15 protein-coding genes are annotated in these 18520 nt (G+C 69.9%); 8 read left to right on the top strand and 7 right to left on the bottom strand.

Annotation, left to right across the window (positions count from 1 at the left end; genetic code table 11):
• The first annotated feature begins 38 nt into the window (after positions 1 to 38).
• Positions 39 to 797 (top strand): GntR family transcriptional regulator, encoded by a 759-nt coding sequence (locus YIM_RS21075; protein WP_228004863.1) that lies wholly within the window; start codon positions 39 to 41, stop codon positions 795 to 797.
• On the opposite strand, the gene YIM_RS21070 is transcribed toward YIM_RS21075, so the two are convergent.
• Positions 794 to 1750 (bottom strand): M64 family metallopeptidase, encoded by a 957-nt coding sequence (locus YIM_RS21070; RefSeq protein WP_153031982.1) that lies wholly within the window; start codon positions 1748 to 1750, stop codon positions 794 to 796. The two genes, YIM_RS21075 and YIM_RS21070, sit on opposite strands and share 4 nt — an antisense overlap.
• Before the next feature lie 88 nt (positions 1751 to 1838).
• Here YIM_RS21070 and YIM_RS21065 point away from each other — a divergent pair, with 88 nt between their 5' ends.
• A complete protein-coding gene (locus YIM_RS21065) occupies positions 1839 to 2804 on the top strand; it encodes a LysR family transcriptional regulator (RefSeq protein ID WP_153031981.1) in 966 nt (321 codons plus the stop codon).
• Positions 2801 to 3262 (top strand): GNAT family N-acetyltransferase, encoded by a 462-nt coding sequence (locus YIM_RS21060; protein WP_153031980.1) that lies wholly within the window; start codon positions 2801 to 2803, stop codon positions 3260 to 3262. The genes YIM_RS21065 and YIM_RS21060 overlap by 4 nt, the downstream gene beginning before the upstream one ends.
• 9 nt (positions 3263 to 3271) lie before the next feature.
• On the opposite strand, the gene YIM_RS21055 is transcribed toward YIM_RS21060, so the two are convergent.
• A complete protein-coding gene (locus tag YIM_RS21055; protein WP_153031979.1) occupies positions 3272 to 4798 on the bottom strand; it encodes a class I adenylate-forming enzyme family protein in 1527 nt (508 codons plus the stop codon).
• Between the two features lie 141 nt (positions 4799 to 4939).
• Between YIM_RS21055 and YIM_RS21050 the strand changes: the two genes are divergently transcribed.
• The 4 genes from YIM_RS21050 (at position 4940) to YIM_RS21035 (ending at position 10201) form a co-directional block, all read left to right on the top strand.
• Positions 4940 to 6532 (top strand): NAD(P)-binding domain-containing protein, encoded by a 1593-nt coding sequence (locus tag YIM_RS21050; RefSeq protein ID WP_228004862.1) that lies wholly within the window; start codon positions 4940 to 4942, stop codon positions 6530 to 6532.
• 5 nt (positions 6533 to 6537) lie between these two features.
• Complete coding sequence (locus tag YIM_RS21045) at positions 6538 to 7581, top strand: alpha-hydroxy acid oxidase (RefSeq protein WP_153037136.1); 1044 nt, start codon at positions 6538 to 6540, stop codon at positions 7579 to 7581.
• Entirely contained in the window at positions 7575 to 8891 is a 1317-nt protein-coding gene (locus YIM_RS21040; RefSeq protein ID WP_153031978.1) for a cytochrome P450, read from the top strand. Before YIM_RS21045 ends, YIM_RS21040 begins: the two co-directional genes overlap by 7 nt.
• Before the next feature lie 62 nt (positions 8892 to 8953).
• Positions 8954 to 10201 (top strand): cation:proton antiporter, encoded by a 1248-nt coding sequence (locus YIM_RS21035; RefSeq protein WP_153031977.1) that lies wholly within the window; start codon positions 8954 to 8956, stop codon positions 10199 to 10201.
• Here the strand turns inward: YIM_RS21035 and YIM_RS21030 are convergent.
• Together YIM_RS21030 and YIM_RS21025 are read right to left on the bottom strand one after the other, a co-directional pair.
• Positions 10192 to 12219, bottom strand: a complete 2028-nt coding sequence (locus tag YIM_RS21030) for a hypothetical protein (protein WP_153031976.1) — start codon at positions 12217 to 12219, stop codon at positions 10192 to 10194. The genes YIM_RS21035 and YIM_RS21030 overlap by 10 nt on opposite strands.
• 56 nt (positions 12220 to 12275) lie before the next feature.
• Entirely contained in the window at positions 12276 to 13517 is a 1242-nt protein-coding gene (locus YIM_RS21025) for an acetyl-CoA carboxylase biotin carboxylase subunit family protein (protein WP_153031975.1), read from the bottom strand.
• Positions 13518 to 13675: 158 nt separating this feature from the next.
• On the opposite strand from YIM_RS21025, the gene YIM_RS21020 reads away from it, so the two are divergent.
• Positions 13676 to 14488, top strand: a complete 813-nt coding sequence (locus YIM_RS21020; protein ID WP_255463069.1) for a PaaX family transcriptional regulator C-terminal domain-containing protein — start codon at positions 13676 to 13678, stop codon at positions 14486 to 14488.
• 137 nt (positions 14489 to 14625) lie between these two features.
• Here YIM_RS21020 and YIM_RS21015 read toward each other — a convergent pair whose 3' ends face one another.
• Genes YIM_RS21015 through boxB form a run of 3 tightly spaced genes read right to left on the bottom strand, consistent with a single transcriptional unit; the run spans position 14626 to position 18518 of the window.
• Positions 14626 to 15549 carry an amidohydrolase family protein gene (locus YIM_RS21015; protein WP_153031974.1) on the bottom strand — a complete coding sequence of 308 codons (924 nt, stop codon included), beginning with the start codon at positions 15547 to 15549 and terminating at the stop codon, positions 14626 to 14628.
• Entirely contained in the window at positions 15533 to 17086 is a 1554-nt protein-coding gene (locus tag YIM_RS21010; RefSeq protein ID WP_153031973.1) for a benzoate-CoA ligase family protein, read from the bottom strand. Before YIM_RS21010 ends, YIM_RS21015 begins: the two co-directional genes overlap by 17 nt.
• A 10-nt stretch (positions 17087 to 17096) precedes the next feature.
• Positions 17097 to 18518 carry a benzoyl-CoA 2,3-epoxidase subunit BoxB gene (gene boxB, locus YIM_RS21005; protein ID WP_153031972.1) on the bottom strand — a complete coding sequence of 474 codons (1422 nt, stop codon included), beginning with the start codon at positions 18516 to 18518 and terminating at the stop codon, positions 17097 to 17099.
• Between the last annotated feature and the right edge of the window lie 2 nt (positions 18519 to 18520).

Raw genomic sequence — 18520 nt, 5'->3', positions numbered from 1 at the left:
GCTTATTGGCGAGCTATGGCATCGAGTAGGCTGCTGCCGTGACCGACGAGCCGCTTTCGACACCTTCGACGTTGACCACACTGACCACGCTGACCAGCGACACCCTCGCCGACCGCGCGTACCGGTCCATTCGCGACGCGATCGCGACCGGCGGCCTGCGGGCGGGCGAGAAGGTCACCGAGCGGGGACTGGCCGAACAGCTCTCGGTCAGCCCGACGCCGGTCCGCGAGGCGATCCGGCGCCTGGAACAGGACGGGCTGCTGGTCCGCAAGGGCCCGCGCACGGTGACCGTCTCCGACATCGGGGACGAGGCGCTGCGGGACCTGGCCGAGGTGGAGGTGGGCCTCCGCGGGATGGTGGCCCGCTTCGCCGCCCGGCACGCCACCCCGGCCCAGCTCGACGGGCTCGACGCGATCCTGGACGAGGCCGACGACCTGCTGATCCTCATCGTCCAGCGCAAGCGGGACGGGGAACTGCCGCAGCGCCACCTCAACCGGCTGATCGACACCATGCAGCGGTTCAACGACGCGCTCGAAGCGTGTGCCGGCAATCCGGTGCTGTCGCGGTTGCTGGACCAGGCCAGGGTGTTCTCCCAGGCCGAACGCCGGGCCCGCAGGCTGGAGCGGATCGCGGCCGATCCGAGCTTCAGCCTGGACCGCTACGCCAGTCACCGGGCGCTCGTCCGCGCGCTGCGTGCCCGCGATTCGGTGAACGCCGAGGCCATTCTCATCGCGGACGCGCGGGGCGGGCTCAGCGATCTGCTCCACGCCCCGCGCACGGCCGGCGAATCCGATTAGTGCACTGTGGACGGTTCGCGGCGGAACCCGTCGATCATCGCGGTCATGCCCGGCGGGTTGAACTCGCGGCCCAGCTGCCGCATCACGGAGTTCTCGCTCGGCCGGTACATGCCCGAGGTGCAGTACCGCGCGCCTTCGTAGGCGCCGACCACGCCGCCGTCCGGTGACGGCTGCCCCAGCCACTCGTGCCACTTGACCTGGTTCTCCGCCATCTCTTCGGCGGTGTAGGTGCTGGCGTTGGGTTCGGCGGGCTCGCGGGGGTCGCAGGTGCCGTAGTCGTACTCGTCGGCGAGCCCGCCGACGGAATGGCCCAGTTCGTGCACGATGATCTGGCTGGACTGCTCGTTGCCGCCCGACGCGGTGGCCACCCTGCCGCCCGCGCCGCCGTACTTGGTGGTGTTGGCCAGCATGATCACCTGGTCGGCGTCACGCGCCGAGGACGCGTACTGGATCGCCTTGGTCTCGTTGACGCACAACAGCCTTTCGGTGCCTCCGCACCAGAAGTAGCTGTCCAGCGCGGTGTCGCGGCGCACGCCCTGGGTGGGATCGTTGTCCACCCCGGACTCCGCCGAGACCACGTTGACCTGCCAGATGTTGAACTGCGTGCGATGGCTGCGGAACGGCTCCGCGGTGAACAGCGCGGCGACCCCGGAGTTGACGTGCTGGGCGTAGGTGCCCAGGTCGCCCTGGGTGTAGCCGTCACCGACGAAGACCAGGTCGAACCGGCTCTCGCTGGGGCCGTTGACCTCGATCGGCACCACCTCGGCCGCCACCGACGCGGTCACCGGCGCGCGGTCGGCGGCGGGTCTGGTCACCGGCACGCGGCCGATGGAACCGTCCGGCGCGAACACCTCCATCTCCGTGGTGAACCCGGGCGGCTCGGCGGCCGGGGCGGGCACGGCGGTCAGCAGCAGGGCGGAAGCGAGTAGGCCGAACGCACCAGCAAGTCGCATGATCACTCCTGGGGAAGGCGGGGACACCCGCAGAATCCCTACTTTCAGCGGGTTCGCGGAAACCACAGCCGGTCATAACTTCGCGGTGATGGACATCGAGTTGCGGCACCTGCGGGTGGTCTGCGCGATCGCCGACGCCGGGAGCATCACCAGGGCCGCGGCGCGGACCGGGACCACCCAGCCCGCGCTGACCGCCACGCTCCAGCGCATCGAGCGCGCCTGGGGCGGCAGGCTGTTCGCCCGCAGCCGCGAGGGGGTCACGCTCACCGCGTTCGGGGAATCGGTACTGCCATTGGCACGCGGGGTGCTGGCTTCGGCGAACGCGCTCGACCACCACGTCCGCGGCTGGCTCACCGACGGCTCGGCCCGGCCGGTCGCGCTCGGCGGCATCGGCGGCTCGATGGTGGTCGAACTGGCCGGGCGCCTCGGTGAGCGCCTCGGCAGCGCGATGGTCTCGGTCAGCACCGAGTTCTCCCCGCGGCGGCTGCTGGACCTGCTGGTCGCGGCCCGGCTCGACGCCGCGGTGGTGGCCGACTACCCGGACCACGAACTGATCGGCCCGGCCGGGGTCCGGCTGCGCGCGCTGGCCGTCGAGCCGATCTTCGTGGCGCTGCCGTCGGCCCATCCCGCGGCGGCCGCCGACGAGGTCCGGCTGGCCGAACTCGCCGCGGACGAATGGGTGCTCGGCCCGTCGGACGGCGTCGGCTGGCCCGAATGCTTCGAATCGGTGTGCGAGCGCGCGGGGTTCCGGCCCCGGGTGATGCACCGGATCTCCGACCCCAGCCTGCTGCGGCGGCTCGTCGCGGCCGGGCGGGCGCTGTCCCCGTGCCAGGTCACCTTTCCCGAAGGGCCGGGGATCGCGGTCCGGCCGCTGGCCGGGGATCCGCTGTGGCTGCGTTACCTGGTCGCCTGGCGGGACCGCGGCGCGTTCGGGAAGCAGGCCGACGTGCTGGTCACCGAGGCGATGGCGGCCTACGAGCACGACACCGAGCGCAGCGCCACCTACCACCGCTGGCTCGCCGCGCGAGCGGACTCGGACATGATGGGGGCATGACGACGATCGAGATCCGGCCGGCGTTACCCGCCGACTTCGAGTCCGTCGCCGGGTTGCGCTGGCGCTGGGTGTCTGAAAAGGACGGGCTGGCCGATAACGGCCGCGACGAGTTCGTCCGCGAGTTCGCCGCGTGGGCACGGGAAAACACGGACACCCACCGCTGCCTGGTCGCGGCGCGCGACGATCAGGTCGTCGGGATGGGCTTCCTCGCGATCACCACCCGCGTGCCGACCCCACGCGCGTTTTCGCGTGCCAGCGGTGACGTGCAGTGCGTGTACGTGGAACCGGAAGCCCGCGACGGCGGCCTCGGCGGTCAGCTGATCGACGCGCTCCTGCGGCTGGCCACCGAACTCGGCCTGGAGCGGGTCACCGTGCACTCGTCGGGACGGGCGGTGGCGGCGTACGAGCGAAGCGGGTTCGCCGTGTCACCCCGCCTGTTGCAGGCGCGGACCAGCTGACCGGCCTGGTCAGCGGGACTCGGCTGAGCTGACCGGACTGACCGGGCTGACCGGGCTGACGGCACCCCGGGTTTCGAGCAGGGCGCGCTTGTCCGGTTTGCCGCTGGGCAGCGTCGGCACCTCGTCGACCACGGTGATCGTCGCCGGGACGGCGGGCTCGCCGAGTTCGCGGGCGACCACGGCCCGCAGTTCGGCCTTCTCGACGACGCCGCCGGTCACCACAAATGCGTGCGCGGCCTCGCCGGTGCGCTCGTCCGGGGCACCGACCACGTGGGCTTCCCGGACACCGGGGTGCAGGGCGAGCGCGCGTTCGATCGCCCCGGCGTAGTGCACGATCGCGTTCACGATGATCACGTCGCGCGCCCGGCCGGTCAGGTGCAGGTAGCCGCGTTCGTCCAGGTGGCCCAGGTCGCGCGTGCGCACCCAGCCGTCGCGGATCAGGTCGGCCGTTTCCGCCTCGTCCCGCCAGTAACCGGCCAGCACGTACGCGGTGCGCACCCAGATCTCGCCGGTTTTCCCGGCGGGCAGGACATTTCCGTCGGCGTCCCGGATCTCCATGTCCACTTCGGACCGTGGACGGCCGACCGACCGCAGCGCGGGTGGCCAGGCCTCGACGTCCTCGGCGGTCAGCGCGGTCAGGAAACCGGTCTCGGTCAGCCCGTAGCCCTGCACCATCACCGGGCCGAACCGGTCGAACGCTTCGGCCATCCGGTGCGGTGACAGCGGCGAGCCCGCGACCAGCAGCACACGCACCGAACTCAGGTCCGCTTCGGCGGTCTCCGGGGAATCCAGGAGGTGGTGCAGTCGCGGCACGGTGAGCAGGCTCGCGGTGATCCGCAGCCGCTCGAGCACCCGCGGGAAGTCCGGCGGCGACTCCGGGATCACCGCGGTACCACCGGAAAGCAGGCACAGCCCGAGATGCTCCTGCATCACCGCGCTGGTCAGCGTGCCGAACAGCAGGAACCGGCGGTAACCGGCGGCCAGCCGCGCGGTCTCGTGGCTCCACTTCGACGGCTGCCACGACCAGTGCTCGGTCATCGCCGCGTAGGTCAGCGCGACCCCCTTGGGCGCACCGGTGCTGCCACTGGTGAAGGTCACCGAGGCGATGTCCTCCAGCCGCCCGCGCACCACGGGTTCCTCCGGTGTGGACAGCAGTTCCGGGCCGATCCGCAGCACCGTCGCCGGGCCCGCGGCGGCGAGCAGTTCGGGCCCGGGATCGTCGGTCACCAGCGCGGCCACGTCCCGGCCGACCACGTGCGGCAGCTGAGCCTCGGTCAGCCCCGGCCGCACCCCGGCCACCCGGCAGCCCAGCGCGGCGGCGGCGAGCTGGGCGGCGAAGCCCTCCGGGGTCACCGCGGTCGCGATGGCCACGCCGTCGCCGGGCCCCAGCCCGGCCCTCCGCAGCCCGCCGGTGAAGCGCGCGACGAGGTCCAGCAACTCCGCTCGCGACACCACGCGGTCGCCGTGTTCGAACGCGGGCAGTTCCGGGTCTGCGGCGAACGAGTCGAGCATGGCTCGCGGGTACACCTGGCTCATGTCGTTACTCCTACCACCGTTTCCGATTTCCGCGAAAACCGACAGGGAATCGACAGGTTGGCTCACCCCGATAGCGGATGGCTCGGTGTTTGAGGTTTCAACTAACCTCGGGAATCCCCACCGGATCCCGAGGAGATTCCCTTGCCCGAGGACGATTCCGTGATTTCCGTCGATTATCTGGTGCTCGGTGCCGGACCGGCCGGGCTGCAGGCCGGTTACTACCTCAAGCGAGCCGGGCGAAGTCACCTGGTCGTCGAAGCGGGCGAATCACCCGGCACCTTTTTCACCCGCTTCCCCCGGCACCGGAAACTGATCTCGATCAACAAGGTGCACACCGGCTGGAGCGATCCGGAACTGCGACTCCGCAACGACTGGAACTCGCTGCTCTCGGCCGAGCAGGAGCCGCTGTTCACCGCGTACACCCCGCGTTACTTCCCCTCGGCCGAAGACATGGTGCGCTACCTCCGCGACTTCGCCGCGCACCACCGGCTCAACGTCCGTTATGACACCCGGATCACCAGAATCGGCCGTCCGGGCGATTTCGAGGCGGTCGACCAGAACGGGAATGTGTTCATCGCCAAGCGCCTGATCGTGGCGACCGGGGTGAGCAAACCGTATATTCCGGACATCGACGGTATTGAGCACGCGGAACCCTATACCGAGGTGTCAGTGGACCCGGCGGAGTTCATCGACAAGAGAGTACTCATCATCGGCCGCGGCAACTCCGCTTTCGAAACCGCGGACAACCTCATCGAAACGGCCGCGGTCATTCACCTGGCCGGCCCCGGTTCTTTGCGGCTGGCCTGGCAAACGCACTTCGTCGGACATTTGCGCGCGGTGAACAACAACTTCCTCGACACCTACCAGCTCAAGTCGCAGAACGCGCTGCTCGACGGGCAGGTGCTCGGCATCCGGCGCGACGGCGACGGCTACCTGGTGCGGGTCAGCTTCGCGCGGGTGGCCGAGGTGGTCAAGGAGATCCGCTACGACCGGGTCATCGCGGCGACCGGCTTCCGCTTCGACGCCTCGATCTTCGCCCCGGAGTGCCGTCCGGAGCTGGTGATCAAGGACCGCTTCCCGGCGCAGACGGCCGCGTGGGAGTCGGTGAACGTGCCGGGGCTGCACTTCGCGGGCACCATCACGCAGTCCCGCGACTTCAAGCGGTCCACCAGCGGGTTCATCCACGGCTTCCGGTACGGGGTGCGGGCGCTGCACCGGATACTGGAACGGCGCCACCACGACGTGCCGTGGCCGAGCCGGGTGCTGACCTCCGACGGCCCGGCCGACGCGGTGACCGACGCCGTGATCGAACGGGTCAACCGGACTTCCGCGCTGTGGCAGGTCTTCGGTTACCTCGGGGACGCCGTGCTCTTCTCCGACTCGCCGCCGCGCTACGTCGAAGAGGTGCCGGTCGACCACCTCCACGAGGCCGTGGCCGCGGGCGACTTCGGCGAAGTCGAGTCGTACCTGACCGTCACCCTGGAGTACGGCGAGGACCACGACCTGGTCAACCCGTTCGACATCTCGGCCGGTCGAACGTCCCAAGAGGACACCAGCGGGCTCGACGGGCGGTACCTGCACCCCGTTGTGCGCCTGTTCCGCGACGGAGAACTGGTCGCCGAGCACCACATCACCGAGAACCTGGAGAACGAGTGGGACAGCGAGCAGGTGCACCGGGCACCGCTGCGTGAGTTCCTGCGCACCCAGACCGACCGCCCGCGGGTGGGCCTGTGACGGCGATGAGCCTGGCCGGGTGGCACGACCGGGCCAGGCAACGACTCGACCCGGTGCACTACGACTACTTCGCCGGCGGTGCCGGGGAGGAAACCGCGCTGGCGGAGAACGAGCGGGCCTTCGGCCGGTACGCGCTGATCCCCCGAGTTCTGCGCGGTCAGCCGTCGCGGGACATCGCGGTCGACCTCCCCGGTGCCCGCGCCTCGATGCCGATCCTGGTCTCGCCGACGGCCTTCCACCGGCTCGCGCACCCCGACGGTGAGCTGGCCACGGCGCGGGCGGCCGCGGCGGCGGGCACCGTGCTGGTGTCCGGAATGGCCGCCACGGTGGCCATCGGCGAGGTGGCCGACGCCGCGCGCGAGGTGGATCCGGACGCCGCCGTGTGGTTCCAGCTCTACCTCCAGCCGGACGCCAAGATCACCGAGTGCCTGGTGCGGCGGGCCGAGGACGCGGGCTGCTCGGCGCTGGTGGTCACGGTGGACTCCCCGGTGTTCGGGCGGCACGGCCGCGACGAGCACAACGGCTTCCACGACCTGCCCGAGGGGCTGGCCGCCGAAAACCTGCGCGACCTGCCCGGTTCGCCCGGCGTCCGGGACATCGAGTGGTGCCCGGAAGCCTCCTGGCGATACGTCGAAGCGCTGCGGCGGATGACCGGACTGCCATTGGTGCTCAAGGGAATCCTGCATCCCGAGGACGCCAGGATCGCGGTGGACGGCGGGATCGCCGGAATCCTGGTCTCCAACCACGGCGGCCGCCAGCTCGACGCGGCGCCCGCCGCGATCGACGCGCTGTCCCGGGTCGCCGAGGCGGTGGACGGCCGGATCCCGGTGCTGGTCGACGGCGGCGTCCGGCGGGGTGCCGACGTCGCGATCGCGCTGGCGCTGGGCGCGAGCGCGGTCGGTGTCGGCAGGCCCGTGCTGTGGGGGCTGGCCGCGGACGGCGAGGCGGGCGTGCGGCAGGTGCTGGACCTGCTCCGCGACGAGTTCGAGCACGTTCTGACCCTGTGTGGCGGGGTGCTCGCCGGTGACCAGGTGGTGAGCCGGTGCTGAGCCTGCCCGAGCTGGTGGTCGCCCTGCGGGTCCGGGTGTTCGAGGCGGTCAACGGGGACCACGTGATCACCCTGCCGGACCAGGACGACCGGTTCATGGAGGTCTACTCGCACCCGGCGGCGAACGGACGCAGCCGGGGAGCCGAACTGTCGGACCTGTTCTGGTACTGGCTCTCCCCCGGTCCCGAGATCCACCAGGAACACCTCGAAGACGGCCCGCGCTACGACGAGGTCGCGCGGACCACGCTGCGCATCCTCGCCGGGCCGAGCGAGAAGCTCGCCGGAGCGGCCGCCCGGTGCGCCGCCGCGGTGCTCGACACCGCCGTGCCCGGCCGGGCCGCGCTGGTCCGGCTGCGCGACCTGATGATGCCGGTGTGGGCGGACTTCTTCTACGAACTGGTGTTCCGCGAACCCTGCCCGCCCGAGGCGCGCAAGCTGATCATCGGGCACGCCGACGACGTGGTGACCGCGCTCAAGTGCACCGGGCTGCGGCACCCGCGCCGCCGGGCCCGGCTGACCCGCTACCTCGCGCGCCGCCTGCCGGACATCCCGCACGCACTGCCGGAATCGTTGTCCGACAAGGAAAAGGTGCACTACCTCCAGGGCACCTTCTTCAACACCGCGGTGGTGCAGATGTCCGAGGCGATGGCGCACCTGCTGCTGGTGCTGGCCCAGCACCCCGGCGTCCAGCGGCGGCTGGCGGACGATCCGGCCGACGAGCGGTACTTCGCCCAGGTGCTCGACGAGACCATGCGGATGTTCCCGCTGTTCGGCATCGCGCACCGGATCGCCACCGCCGACATCGAGACCCCGGGCAGCACCCTCCCGGCGGGTTCGGTGCTCTGTTTTTCGTACCCCGGCTACCACGCGACCGGGTACGAGAACCCCGAGGTGTTCGACCCGTCCCGCTGGGAACGGCTCTCCGCCCGCGAAGCACACCACATCCCGTTCGGGGTGGCGGCGAACCGGCCGTGCCCGGCGTGGCGGCTGGCGCCGCTGGTGATGCGGGCCGCGACCATCGAGGTGCTGCGGCGGTTCCGGTTGCATTCCACCGTTTCGCACACGCGCCCGCTCCCCCACCGCGCGCCCTGCCTGCTGGACCGCCGCGCGAATCCCCTGCCCGCACACCGGGTTCGCGCGATCGGCGCGTTCCTGCGGGTCCGCGACCACGTCGAGAACCTGACGCGCAGCCTGGTGCAACTGGTCTTCGGCACCTGGATGGTGTTCGACGCCCGGCGCCAGCGGCTGGCGAGCCGCTACTTCGACGCCCACGACACCCAGGGCTGCCCGATCCACCACTCGGGCCCGTAGCGCCCCACCACAGCGCCACCAGCCCAGAGCGACACAAAAAGCCACTGAGCACGGAGGACCCGATGTCCAACACGCTGCTGGCCCCTGCCTTCTTTCTCGCGGTGGTGGTCATCCTGCTGGTCTGCCGCCTGGTCGGCTGGGCGCTGCGCGCACTCGGCCAGCCACCCGTCGTCGGCGAGATGGTGGCCGGGGTGGTGCTCGGGCCGTCGGTGCTCGGGCTGTTCGCGCCCGGGGTGGAGGCCGCGTTGTTCCCCGATCAGCTGCGGCCGGTGCTCTACGTGGTCGGCCAGATCGGCCTGGTGGTGTTCATGTTCCAGACCGGCTACGAGTTCCGGGCCGACCGCGTCCGGCAGGTGGCGCGACCGGCCGCGCTGATCTCCACCGCCGGCGTGGTGGTGCCGATGGTGCTGGGCGCGGCACTGACCTGGTTCGCGCACGGGCGGGTCAACCTGTTCCCGGACGGCGTTTCGCTCACCGTGTCCATGCTCTTCGTCGGGGTGGCGCTGGCCATCACCGCCTTCCCCATGCTGGCGCGGATCATCACCGAACGCGGGCTGACCGACACCCGCTTCGGCGCGGTCGCGCTGGCCTGCGGCGCGCTCGACGACGCGGTGGCGTGGGTGCTGCTGGCCGGCGTGCTCAGCATCGCCGCGGGCAGCAGCGGGCCGATCGCGCTCGCCGCCGGCGGCAGCGCGGTTCTGGTGCTGTTGCTGATCATCATCATGCGGACCAGCGACCGGGCGCGCTCGCTCGCCGAGCGGCTGCCCGCCGAGCACCTCCTGCTGGTGCTGGTGACCGTGTTGTTCCTGGCCGCCTGGTACACCGACGTGATCGGGCTCTACGCGGTGTTCGGCGCGTTCAGCCTCGGTGTGGTGTTCCCGCGCTCGGAGCAGGTCGACCGGGTGGTGGCCAGGATCGCGCCGGTCGGCGCGGTGTTCCTGCCGCTGTTTTTCACCTACTCCGGCCTGAACACCGACTTCGGCCTGCTGGTCGACCCCGCGCTGCTGCTGTTCGCGGTGGCCGCGGTGGCCACCGCGATCGCCGGGAAGCTGGGCGCGTGCTGGGCCGCGGCCAGGATCACCGGCGAACCGCAGGACGTGGCGCTGCGCGTCGGCACGCTGATGAACGCGCGCGGGCTGATGCAGCTGATCGCGATCAACGTCGGGCTGGCCGCCGGGATCGTCACCCCCGAGCTGTTCAGCGTGCTGGTGCTGGTCGCGATCGTGACCACGATGATGGCCACGCCGATGCTGAGCCTGTGGGACCGGCTGGACCGGCGGCGGCGGGTGACCGCGAAGGCTCACGCATGAGGGTCCCGCGCGGCCTGCAGCCCGCCACGCGGCAGCCGGTCCGCGCCCCAGCTGCGCTCGATGAAACCGATGATCCGCTCCACGTCGTCGGCGGGCACCTTCTCCGGCTCGCCGTGCTCGAGCGGGTCGGCGTGGAAGATGTAGAGCCGTGAGGCGAACTGGTCGAACGGCAGGGAGGCCTCACCGAAGCGCTCCCCGTTGCCCGCTGTCGAGACCACGACGCCGTCGCCCCAGTCCTGCCCGCTGTCGTTGTTCGGGTTGTAGAAGTACACCCGCATGACCTCCTGCGGGTCGGCGGCGACCCGCAGGACGGTGATCGCGTGCCAGCCGACGTAGCGGGCCGCGCTGTCGGTGACCGCGATCCCGGCGGGCTGCGGGTGGATCAGCGGCTGCCCGCCGTTGTAGGCCGGGTGGTAGCTGGCGTGGAACTGCCGGAGGAAGGTGTCCAGGTCGATCAGGTTCCCGGTCTCGACGTCGACGTTGATCCGGAACCCGCGCGCGGCCCACCAGCCGTGGAACTCGGGATTGACCCAGCGGTGCGGGTCACCGGGCCGGCCGGCGCACCGGCGGCCCATCTCCGCGTAGATCCGGTCCAGGTGCGGTACCACCAGCAGCGACACCGGGTCCAGATCGGTGGGCAGGGTGCCGGCCATTCCGATCTCGCTGTCCTTCGACGAGATCGGCTGGCCCTCGAAGTGCATGATGATCTCGTCGTCGCGGGCCGCCCAGACCACCATCTGCAGCAGGTAGTCCGGGTCGTTGTAGGCCCACATCGACAGCGCGCGGGCCGACTGGCAGGTCGGGTTGTCGCCCTGCCCGACGCCCAGCGGCAGGCCCAGCACCGACAGCACGCCCGCGGTCAGCCGCGCTTCGGGGCCGGGTTCGTCGCCGAACACCGTGGTCAGGCGCTCGCGCGCGTGCTCGGACAGCTCCAGCGCCAGCTGGCGCCACAGCGCGGGCACCACCGGGGGCTCGTAGAGAATGCCGCGGTCGAGCAGCAGCGCGAGCCCGTAGATGCACTGGGCGGTCTGCGGGTGCACCGCCGCCTCGATCAGCCGGTGCACCAGGTCGGCGTAGCGCAGCAGGCAGTTGCGGCCGGTGTCGGACAGCCCCAGCGCCTCGCCGAGCAGGTAGTCGCTCTTGTGCCGCAGGAACCGCAGCAGCTCCGCGTGGTACGGCGAGACCAGCCCGGTGTCGTGCATCGCCCTGGCGAACCCGGCGGCCTCGTACTGCAGGTCACCGTTGTCCATCGCCTGCAGCCGCGAGCGGAACACCTCGACGCCGGGGTCCTCCCGGCAGGCCTCGGTGGTGCCGAACAGGGCGGTGATCAGGCGGTCGATGCCCTGCCCGGCGGAGTTGCCGAGATCGACCTCCGGGTCGCCGCGGTAGACCGAGATCCGGGTGATCAGGGACTGCACCTGGTCGACCTGGATCGGGCGCTGGCGCAGGATCCGCCAGATCTCCTCGACCAGCTTGTCCAGCACGCTGTCGTAGCCGATCTCGTCGGCGAGGTGCCGGAACAGGTCCCTGATCAGCTTCGCGGTGCGGCCCTGCTGGGTCCGCTCCGCCTCGGTGGGCGGGGTGAACAGCAGTTCCAGGTTCATCGCCAGCACCTGGGTCAGGAACTCGCGGGCGTCCTCGGCGGACAGCGTCGGGTGCGCGTAGTCACCACGGGCCACCGCGAGCGTGCGCAGCTCGCTGCACGCCTCCATCACCACGGTGTCCACGTCCCCGGCGTGCAGGCCGGGCCCGACCAGCGCCGGGATCAGGATCTCCGGGCTGGCCCAGTCCGTGCCGAGGAACAGCCCGGCCTCCTCCAGCGCCTGGGCCCTGGCCTGCACCGCCGCGGCCCCGCCGGGCTGGACCAGCACCCGCCGCAGCGCCTCGAGCACCCGCCGCAGCTTCGTGTGCTTGCCGAAGTCGCGGGTCTCGGCCATGGCCAGGACGGCGTCGTCGAGCGACGCCACGCGTTTGTCCAGCGTGCTGGCCACACCCGGCCGGTCGGCGGTCGGTTTCACAGGCTTCCCTCTGGTCGGTCTTCCGCGCTTGAACGCTTCGGCGTCGACGGGGCCCGTCAGACGTAGAAGTCGTACTCTTCCTGTTCCTTCAACAGCTCGCGCATCCGATAGGAATCATCGCCGAAGAAGTACAGCAGGCCCCAGTGGGTGCCGAACGCGGTCCGCTTGGTCACCGTCTCCTCGAGCGGAGCGGACAGGTCGTGCGACTCGTAGTAGTCGTCGTCCTCGGTCTCCGGCGGGATCCGCAGCTCGCTGACCACCCGGCGGCGCGGGTAGACACCGAAGCAGCCGGCCACCCCGGCGGCGTCCTCGACCTCGCGCGGGAAGAACGCGTCGATCTCCTCCTCGGTGGTCTTCGGGTCGAAGGCCAGCGCCAGCCCCTGGTAGGCGTTGAAGCCGTAGGCCCGCTCCAGCAACTCGAACACCTTGAAGCCCGGCGGCCGGTAGGCGACCTCGCCGAAGTACATCTCGCCGTCGCTGGTGACGAAGTACTCCGGATGCACGAAGCCGAACTCGATGTCGAAGGTCTTGATCAGCTTCTCGATCTGGGCGGTGATCTGCGGCCGGTACCGCTCCAGCTCCGGGGTGGCCGGTACGAACACCGAGTAACCCAGCGTGACGTACTCGGAGATGTTCAGGAACTTGATCTTCCCGTTGTGCACCCACGCCTCGACGGCGAACTCCCAGCCGTCGAGATGCGACTCCATCAGCACCGGGAACTCCTCGTCGGGAATGGTGTCGACGTCGTCGGGGGTGCGCACGATGCGGTGCCCGAGGCAGCCCGCCTTGTCGAAGGCCTTGAGATGGATCGGGTCGTTCGGGTCACCGTCGAGCTTGAGCAGCGTCTGGTTGACACGCTTGAGGAAGCGGATCACGTCGTCGCGGTCGTGTGCCTCCTCGAAGATCCCGACCCGGATGCCGCCGAGCTGCGCCCGTCGCTTCATCAGTGACTTGTCCCGCAGCAGCATGGCCTGTCCGAACAGGCGCGGGTTGTCCAGCAGCACCGAGTTGATCGCCCCGGCCCACTCGACGGTTTCCTCGAACAGCGGGATCGCGACGTCGACGCCTTCCTGTTGCAGCGTCTCGGCGATTTCCATCGACCGGTCGTTGAGCCGCTCGAAGTTCCATGGCAGATAAGGGATGTCGTGTTCGGCGCAGTACTTCTCCGCCCAGTCGGGCGCGACCACGACGTAGCGCCGGTCGAAGCGGTCGAGCGCCTCCACCGCGTTGAGACTCCAGCCCAGCAGGGCGAGATAGCCCTTGTCCGGGTTCTTGGTGGCCGGTTCGGACGCTGGCATAACCACTCCTGGCGTTTCGGCGCATACAGCTTCGGTTCCCCTGGCGGGCCCACCGTACCCCGGGACGGGCCCGCGCACTGGACGCGCGGCTTTCTGCAACAACCTCTCGATGTTGAACATTGTTGTAGCATTTGACGGTGATCACCAATCGGCCGAGCGTGAGCAGGCGCCGCGAAGTCAGCCACACCAGTGCCCGGTCGCTGCTGATGACGGTGCTCGGGGAATACGTGCTGCCACGGGAAAATCCAGTGTGGACGGCCACTCTGGTCGACGCGCTGGGCCTGTTCGGCATCGAGGAGAAGTCGGCAAGGCAGGCGCTGGCCCGCGCGGCGGGCGAGGGCTGGCTCGAGTCGGCGCGCGAAGGACGGCGCGTGCGGTGGTCGCTGACCAAGCCGGGCAAGCAGTTGCTCACCGAAGGAGCGCACCGGATCTACGAGTTCGGTGGCGCCGGCCGGGAGTGGGACGGCCGGTGGCTGGTGCTGCTGGTGTCCGTCCCGGAGTCCCAGCGTGACCTTCGACACCGCTTGCGCACACAGCTCACCTGGGCCGGATTCGGCTCGCCTTCGGCCGGGGTGTGGGTCAGCCCGCACGTGGCGAGGGAGGACGAGGCGCGCACGATCCTCGAGCAACTCGGCGCGGGCTCGCCGATGTCGTTCACCGCTTCGTACGGCGGGATCGGCGAAGAGGCGACTTTGGTTGCCAGGTCATGGAACCTGAGCGAGGTGGAGGAGCAGTACGAGGACTTCATCGACCAGTTCGACGCGCTGACGCCCGAAACCGGCGAGCAGGCACTGAGCGCGCAGACCCGGCTCGTCCACGAGTGGCGCCGATTCCCTTTCCTGGACCCGCAGTTGCCCGCGCGGCTGCTGCCCGCGGGCTGGAGCGGCACCAAGGCCGCGGAGCTGTTCCACCGCAAGCACGCCGAGTGGCGAGCGTCCGCACAAGCCCACTGGGACGAGCTGACCAGCTAGTTTCCCAGGCCAGAGAACAGTTTTGCCGTGACACCAGCCAGGCTGGAACAGGAAGCCGGCGAGCAAAGGTGGGGCATCATCCAGACTCCCCTTCCCCATCCCGGTCCAAAGCCAAAAACACGGTGGGGATTCGCTTGTCAAGGCATCTTTCCCGCCTTGACAAGCGAATCCCCACCGTCGTCACAATCGAGCGCCGGGATGGGACCACGCCCCAACCCCGGAAAGAGTTTCGCCGCATTGCCGTAGAGCACATCGCGCAGCACGTCATCGGGCAGGCCCAGCGAGCCCAGTGCTTCCACATTGCGCCGAGTACCCGGCACACCCGGCCAGTCGGTGCCGAACACGAACCGGCTCGCCAGCCGTTCCAGGTCGAAGCGCTGGTAGTACTCCGGCAGCTTGCGTGGTGGCAGCCCGGCGAGATCGAGCCAGACGTTCGGCTTCGCCAGCGCGAGAAAAGCCGCGGTGTCGTACCACCACCCACGCCCACCGTGCGCGAAGACCAGCTGCATCGAGGGGAACTGCTCCAGCACGTCGAGAAAGCTCTCCGGATCGCCGAAACGGCTGCGGGAGCCGGGAAAACTCGACGTTCCCGAGTGGACGATCACCGGGATGCCGCGTTCGGCGCACAACGCGTAGACGGCGAGCAGTTCGGGGTGATCGCCGGGGAAACAACCGTGCACCGGGTGCAGTTTCACCGCCACCGCACCGAAACCGAGCTGGCGTTCCACCTCGGTCTCGACCGGGTGGTGCAGGTGCGGGTTGACGTTGGCCACCAGGCGGAAGCGCTCCGGGTTGTGCTCGACGATCGGCAGCAGGTCCTCGATCGGCTGGATGCCGGTGGCCCGCGGGCTGTACTCGGCGAACAGCAACGCGCGGGCGACCCCCTCGGCCGCCATCATCGCGTCCAGTTCGGCCGGTACCACCACGCCTTCGCTGTCGTAGGCGGACCGCCAGTCGTGCGGCCCGGAGAACCTGTCCGCCCATTCGAGCCAGGCCGGTTTGAGCGTGCTCAGCCTTGGCGCGTGGACGTGCGCGTCGACCACCTCATCCGGCAGGGGCATCCACCGGCTCCTTCGCCGGAACCTCCAGCAGCGAAGTGCTGACCAGCTCCCGCAGCACGTTGCGCCGGATCTTCCCGGTGGCGGTCTTGGGCAGTTCGGCGACTTCGACCACCGCGCGCGGCCGTTTGAACGCGGCCAGCGTCTCGCGGCACCAGCCGATCAGTTCCTCACCGTCGACCTGGTGCCCCGGCACCGGCACCACGCACGCGACCGGCTTGTCGAGCGCGTCGGCGTCCGGCGCGGCGACCACCGCCGCCTCGGCCACCGCCGGGTGCTCCAGCAGCCTGTCCTCCACCTCGGCCGGACTGACCCAGATGCCACCGGCCTTGAGCATGTCGTTGAACCGCCCGAGGCAGCTCAGCGAGCCGTCGGAGTTGCGGACGTAGGTGTCGCCGGTCTGCATCCACTCGCCGTGGAACACCCGGCGCGTGGCCTCCGCCCGGCACCAGTACCCGATCGCCGCGGAGTCACCGCGCACGTACAGCTCACCGGCGATCCCGGCGCCCTCGATGGGCGCGCCGGTGGCATCGCGGATTTCGACGTCGTAGCCGGGAACCACCGTGCCCGACGAACCGGGGTGGACCTGGCCCGGCCGGTTGGACACGAAGATGTGCAGCATCTCGGTGGACCCGATGCCGTCGAGCACTTCGACGCCGAAGCGGTCGAGCACACCGTGGTAGAGCCGCGACGGCAGCGCCTCCCCCGCCGAAATCCCTTGGCGCACGGTGGAAAACGCGTCGTCCGGCACGTCGCTGGCCAGCAGCGGCGCCCAGAAGCTCGGCGTGCCGAAGAACAGCGTTACCCGCTCGTCGCGCACCCGTTCGGCGAACAGCGCCGGGTTCGGGCGGCGCTCGTCCAGGATCGCGGTGGCGCCGACGGACATCGGGAAGAACATCGAATTCCCGATGCCGTAGGCGAAGAACAGCTTCGCCACGGACAGGCACCGGTCGCCGGGACCGATGCCGAGCACCCGCTGCCCGTAGTTCTCGGCCACCGTGCGGATGTCGGCGTGCCGGTGCATCGCGGCTTTGGGCCGGCCGGTCGTTCCGGAAGTGTAGAGCCACAGCGCGGGCGAATCGGCCCAGGTCGGGTACGACTCGTCGACCGGTTCGCCGCTGAATCCCCTGCTCACGTCGACGACGTGCTCGATGTCCGGCGCCTTCCGCGCGGCACGGCCCGCGGTGTCTTCGAACATCGGCGCGGTGAGCATGACGCGGGCCCGTGAATCGACCACGAGGTCGCTCAACTCGGGCTCGGTCAGCATGGTCGAGGTCGGCACCGCGATCGCGCCAAGGTGCATGGTCGCCAGGATCGAGACAAACAGCTCGATGTCGTCACCGAGGCACATCATCACGCGTTCCTCGGGACGCACTCCCAGTTCCCGCAGCGCGCCCGCGGTCCGGCGCACCTCGGCGAACAGTTCGGCGTAGGTCAGTGACCGGCTGGTGGAGACCACGGCGGTCCGGTCGCCGCGGCCCTCGGCCAGATTCCGGTCCAGGAGGTAGTTCGTGGCGTTGAACGTGGTGGGAGCGGGCATCACTACCGCCTCAGGGCAGGTGGACGTACTCGAAGTCGAACGGCTTGCCGTTGATGCCGTTGAGCGGCGGCGCGACCCAGGAGGCGATCTTGCCGCGTTCGTAGACCGGGTGCATGAGCGAGCGGACGAAGGTGAGGTCCTCGGTGGTGGGCAGCCACTTCGACCGCCCGGCTTCCCAGGTCGCCTCGTCCACGATGGTGCCGTCTGGCGTGATGTGGTGGCCGCGGTTGATCCCGACGTTGCGGTTGAAACCGGGATGGGGCAACGAGAACCGGTAGCCGATGTCGTTTTCGGCCAGGATGCGGTTCCAGCGCTTGAGCCCGGTGCGGCAGTCGGCGATGTACTCCGAGCGCAGGTCCAGGTTGAGCGCGAGCAGGGTCTGCACCTCGTCCTGGGTCCAGGTGCCGTCCTCGCCCGGCCGGTCGAGAAAGGTGCTGCCGTCGGTGAGCTGGTGGTCGTCCTTGCGCCGGGTCTCGTTCCACCGTCCCTTCAGGCCCGCGGTGTAGTAGTTCGCCGCGTTCGTCGAGGTCTCGCTGCCGAACAGGTCGAGCGAGACGGTGTAGTGGAAGTTGATGTACTTCTGGATGATCTCCAGCGGGATGCCGCCGTGCGCGGCGATGTCGGTGGTGTCGTGCTCCCGGATCAGTTCGGCGCTGCGCATCACCACGCGGTCGACCCCGGTGGTGCCGACGAACATGTGGTGCGCCTCTTCCTTGAGCATGAACTCGCAGGTGCGCGAAAGCGGGTCGAACGCGGATTCCTTCAGCGTGCCGAGCTGGTACTTGCCGTCCCGGTCGGTGAAGTAGGTGAACATGTAGAAGGCCAGCCAGTCGGCGGTCTCCTCGTTGAAGGCACCGAGGATGCGCGGGGTGTCCGGGCTGCCGGAGTTGCGGTAGAGCAGGCCCTCGGCCTCCTCGCGGCCCTCCTTGCCGAAGTAGGCGTGCAGCAGGTAGACCATCGCCCACAGGTGACGGCCCTCCTCCACGTTGACCTGGAACAGGTTCCGCAGGTCGTAGAGGCTCGGCGCGGTCAGGCCGAGCAGTTTCTGCTGTTCCACCGAGGCCGGCTCGGTGTCGCCCTGGATCACGATCAGGCGCTGCAGGTCGGCGCGGTACTCCCCCGGCACCTGCTGCCAGGCCGGTTCGCCGGCGTGCTCACCGAAGGCGATCCGGCGGTCGCCGTCGCGTTCGGCGAGGAAGATGCCCCAGCGGTAGTCGGGCACGTGCACGTGGTCGAAGTGCGCCCAGCCCTCGCGGCCGACGCTGACCGCGGTGCGCAGGTAGACGCCCTGGGTGCGCAGGGTCGGGCCCATCTCGCCCCACCAGTTCATGAACTTCGGCTGCCAGCCCTCCAGCGCGCGCTGCAGCCTGCGGTCCGAGGAGAGGTCGACGTTGTTGGGGATCTTGGCGTCGTAGTCGATCTTCTCTGGCATCA

It is taken from the genome of Amycolatopsis sp. YIM 10 (assembly GCF_009429145.1).
GTDB lineage: Bacteria > Actinomycetota > Actinomycetes > Mycobacteriales > Pseudonocardiaceae > Amycolatopsis.
The sequence above is the reverse complement of the archived record's forward strand: the minus strand, read 5'-3'. Positions and strand labels throughout refer to the sequence as shown.

Bases quoted from the DNA above. Each gene is read 5' to 3' on its own strand.
- YIM_RS21065 (WP_153031981.1), top strand. From the start codon at position 1,839: ATGGACATCGAGTTGCGGCACCTGCGGGTGGTCTGCGCGATCGCCGAC.
- YIM_RS21010 (WP_153031973.1), bottom strand. From the start codon at position 17,086: ATGCCCGCTCCCACCACGTTCAACGCCACGAACTACCTCCTGGACCGG.
- YIM_RS21060 (WP_153031980.1), top strand. From the start codon at position 2,801: ATGACGACGATCGAGATCCGGCCGGCGTTACCCGCCGACTTCGAGTCC.
- YIM_RS21015 (WP_153031974.1), bottom strand. From the start codon at position 15,549: ATGCCCCTGCCGGATGAGGTGGTCGACGCGCACGTCCACGCGCCAAGG.
- YIM_RS21025 (WP_153031975.1), bottom strand. From the start codon at position 13,517: ATGCCAGCGTCCGAACCGGCCACCAAGAACCCGGACAAGGGCTATCTC.
- YIM_RS21055 (WP_153031979.1), bottom strand. From the start codon at position 4,798: ATGAGCCAGGTGTACCCGCGAGCCATGCTCGACTCGTTCGCCGCAGAC.
- YIM_RS21035 (WP_153031977.1), top strand. From the start codon at position 8,954: ATGTCCAACACGCTGCTGGCCCCTGCCTTCTTTCTCGCGGTGGTGGTC.
- YIM_RS21045 (WP_153037136.1), top strand. From the start codon at position 6,538: ATGAGCCTGGCCGGGTGGCACGACCGGGCCAGGCAACGACTCGACCCG.
- boxB (WP_153031972.1), bottom strand. From the start codon at position 18,518: ATGCCAGAGAAGATCGACTACGACGCCAAGATCCCCAACAACGTCGAC.
- YIM_RS21070 (WP_153031982.1), bottom strand. From the start codon at position 1,750: ATGCGACTTGCTGGTGCGTTCGGCCTACTCGCTTCCGCCCTGCTGCTG.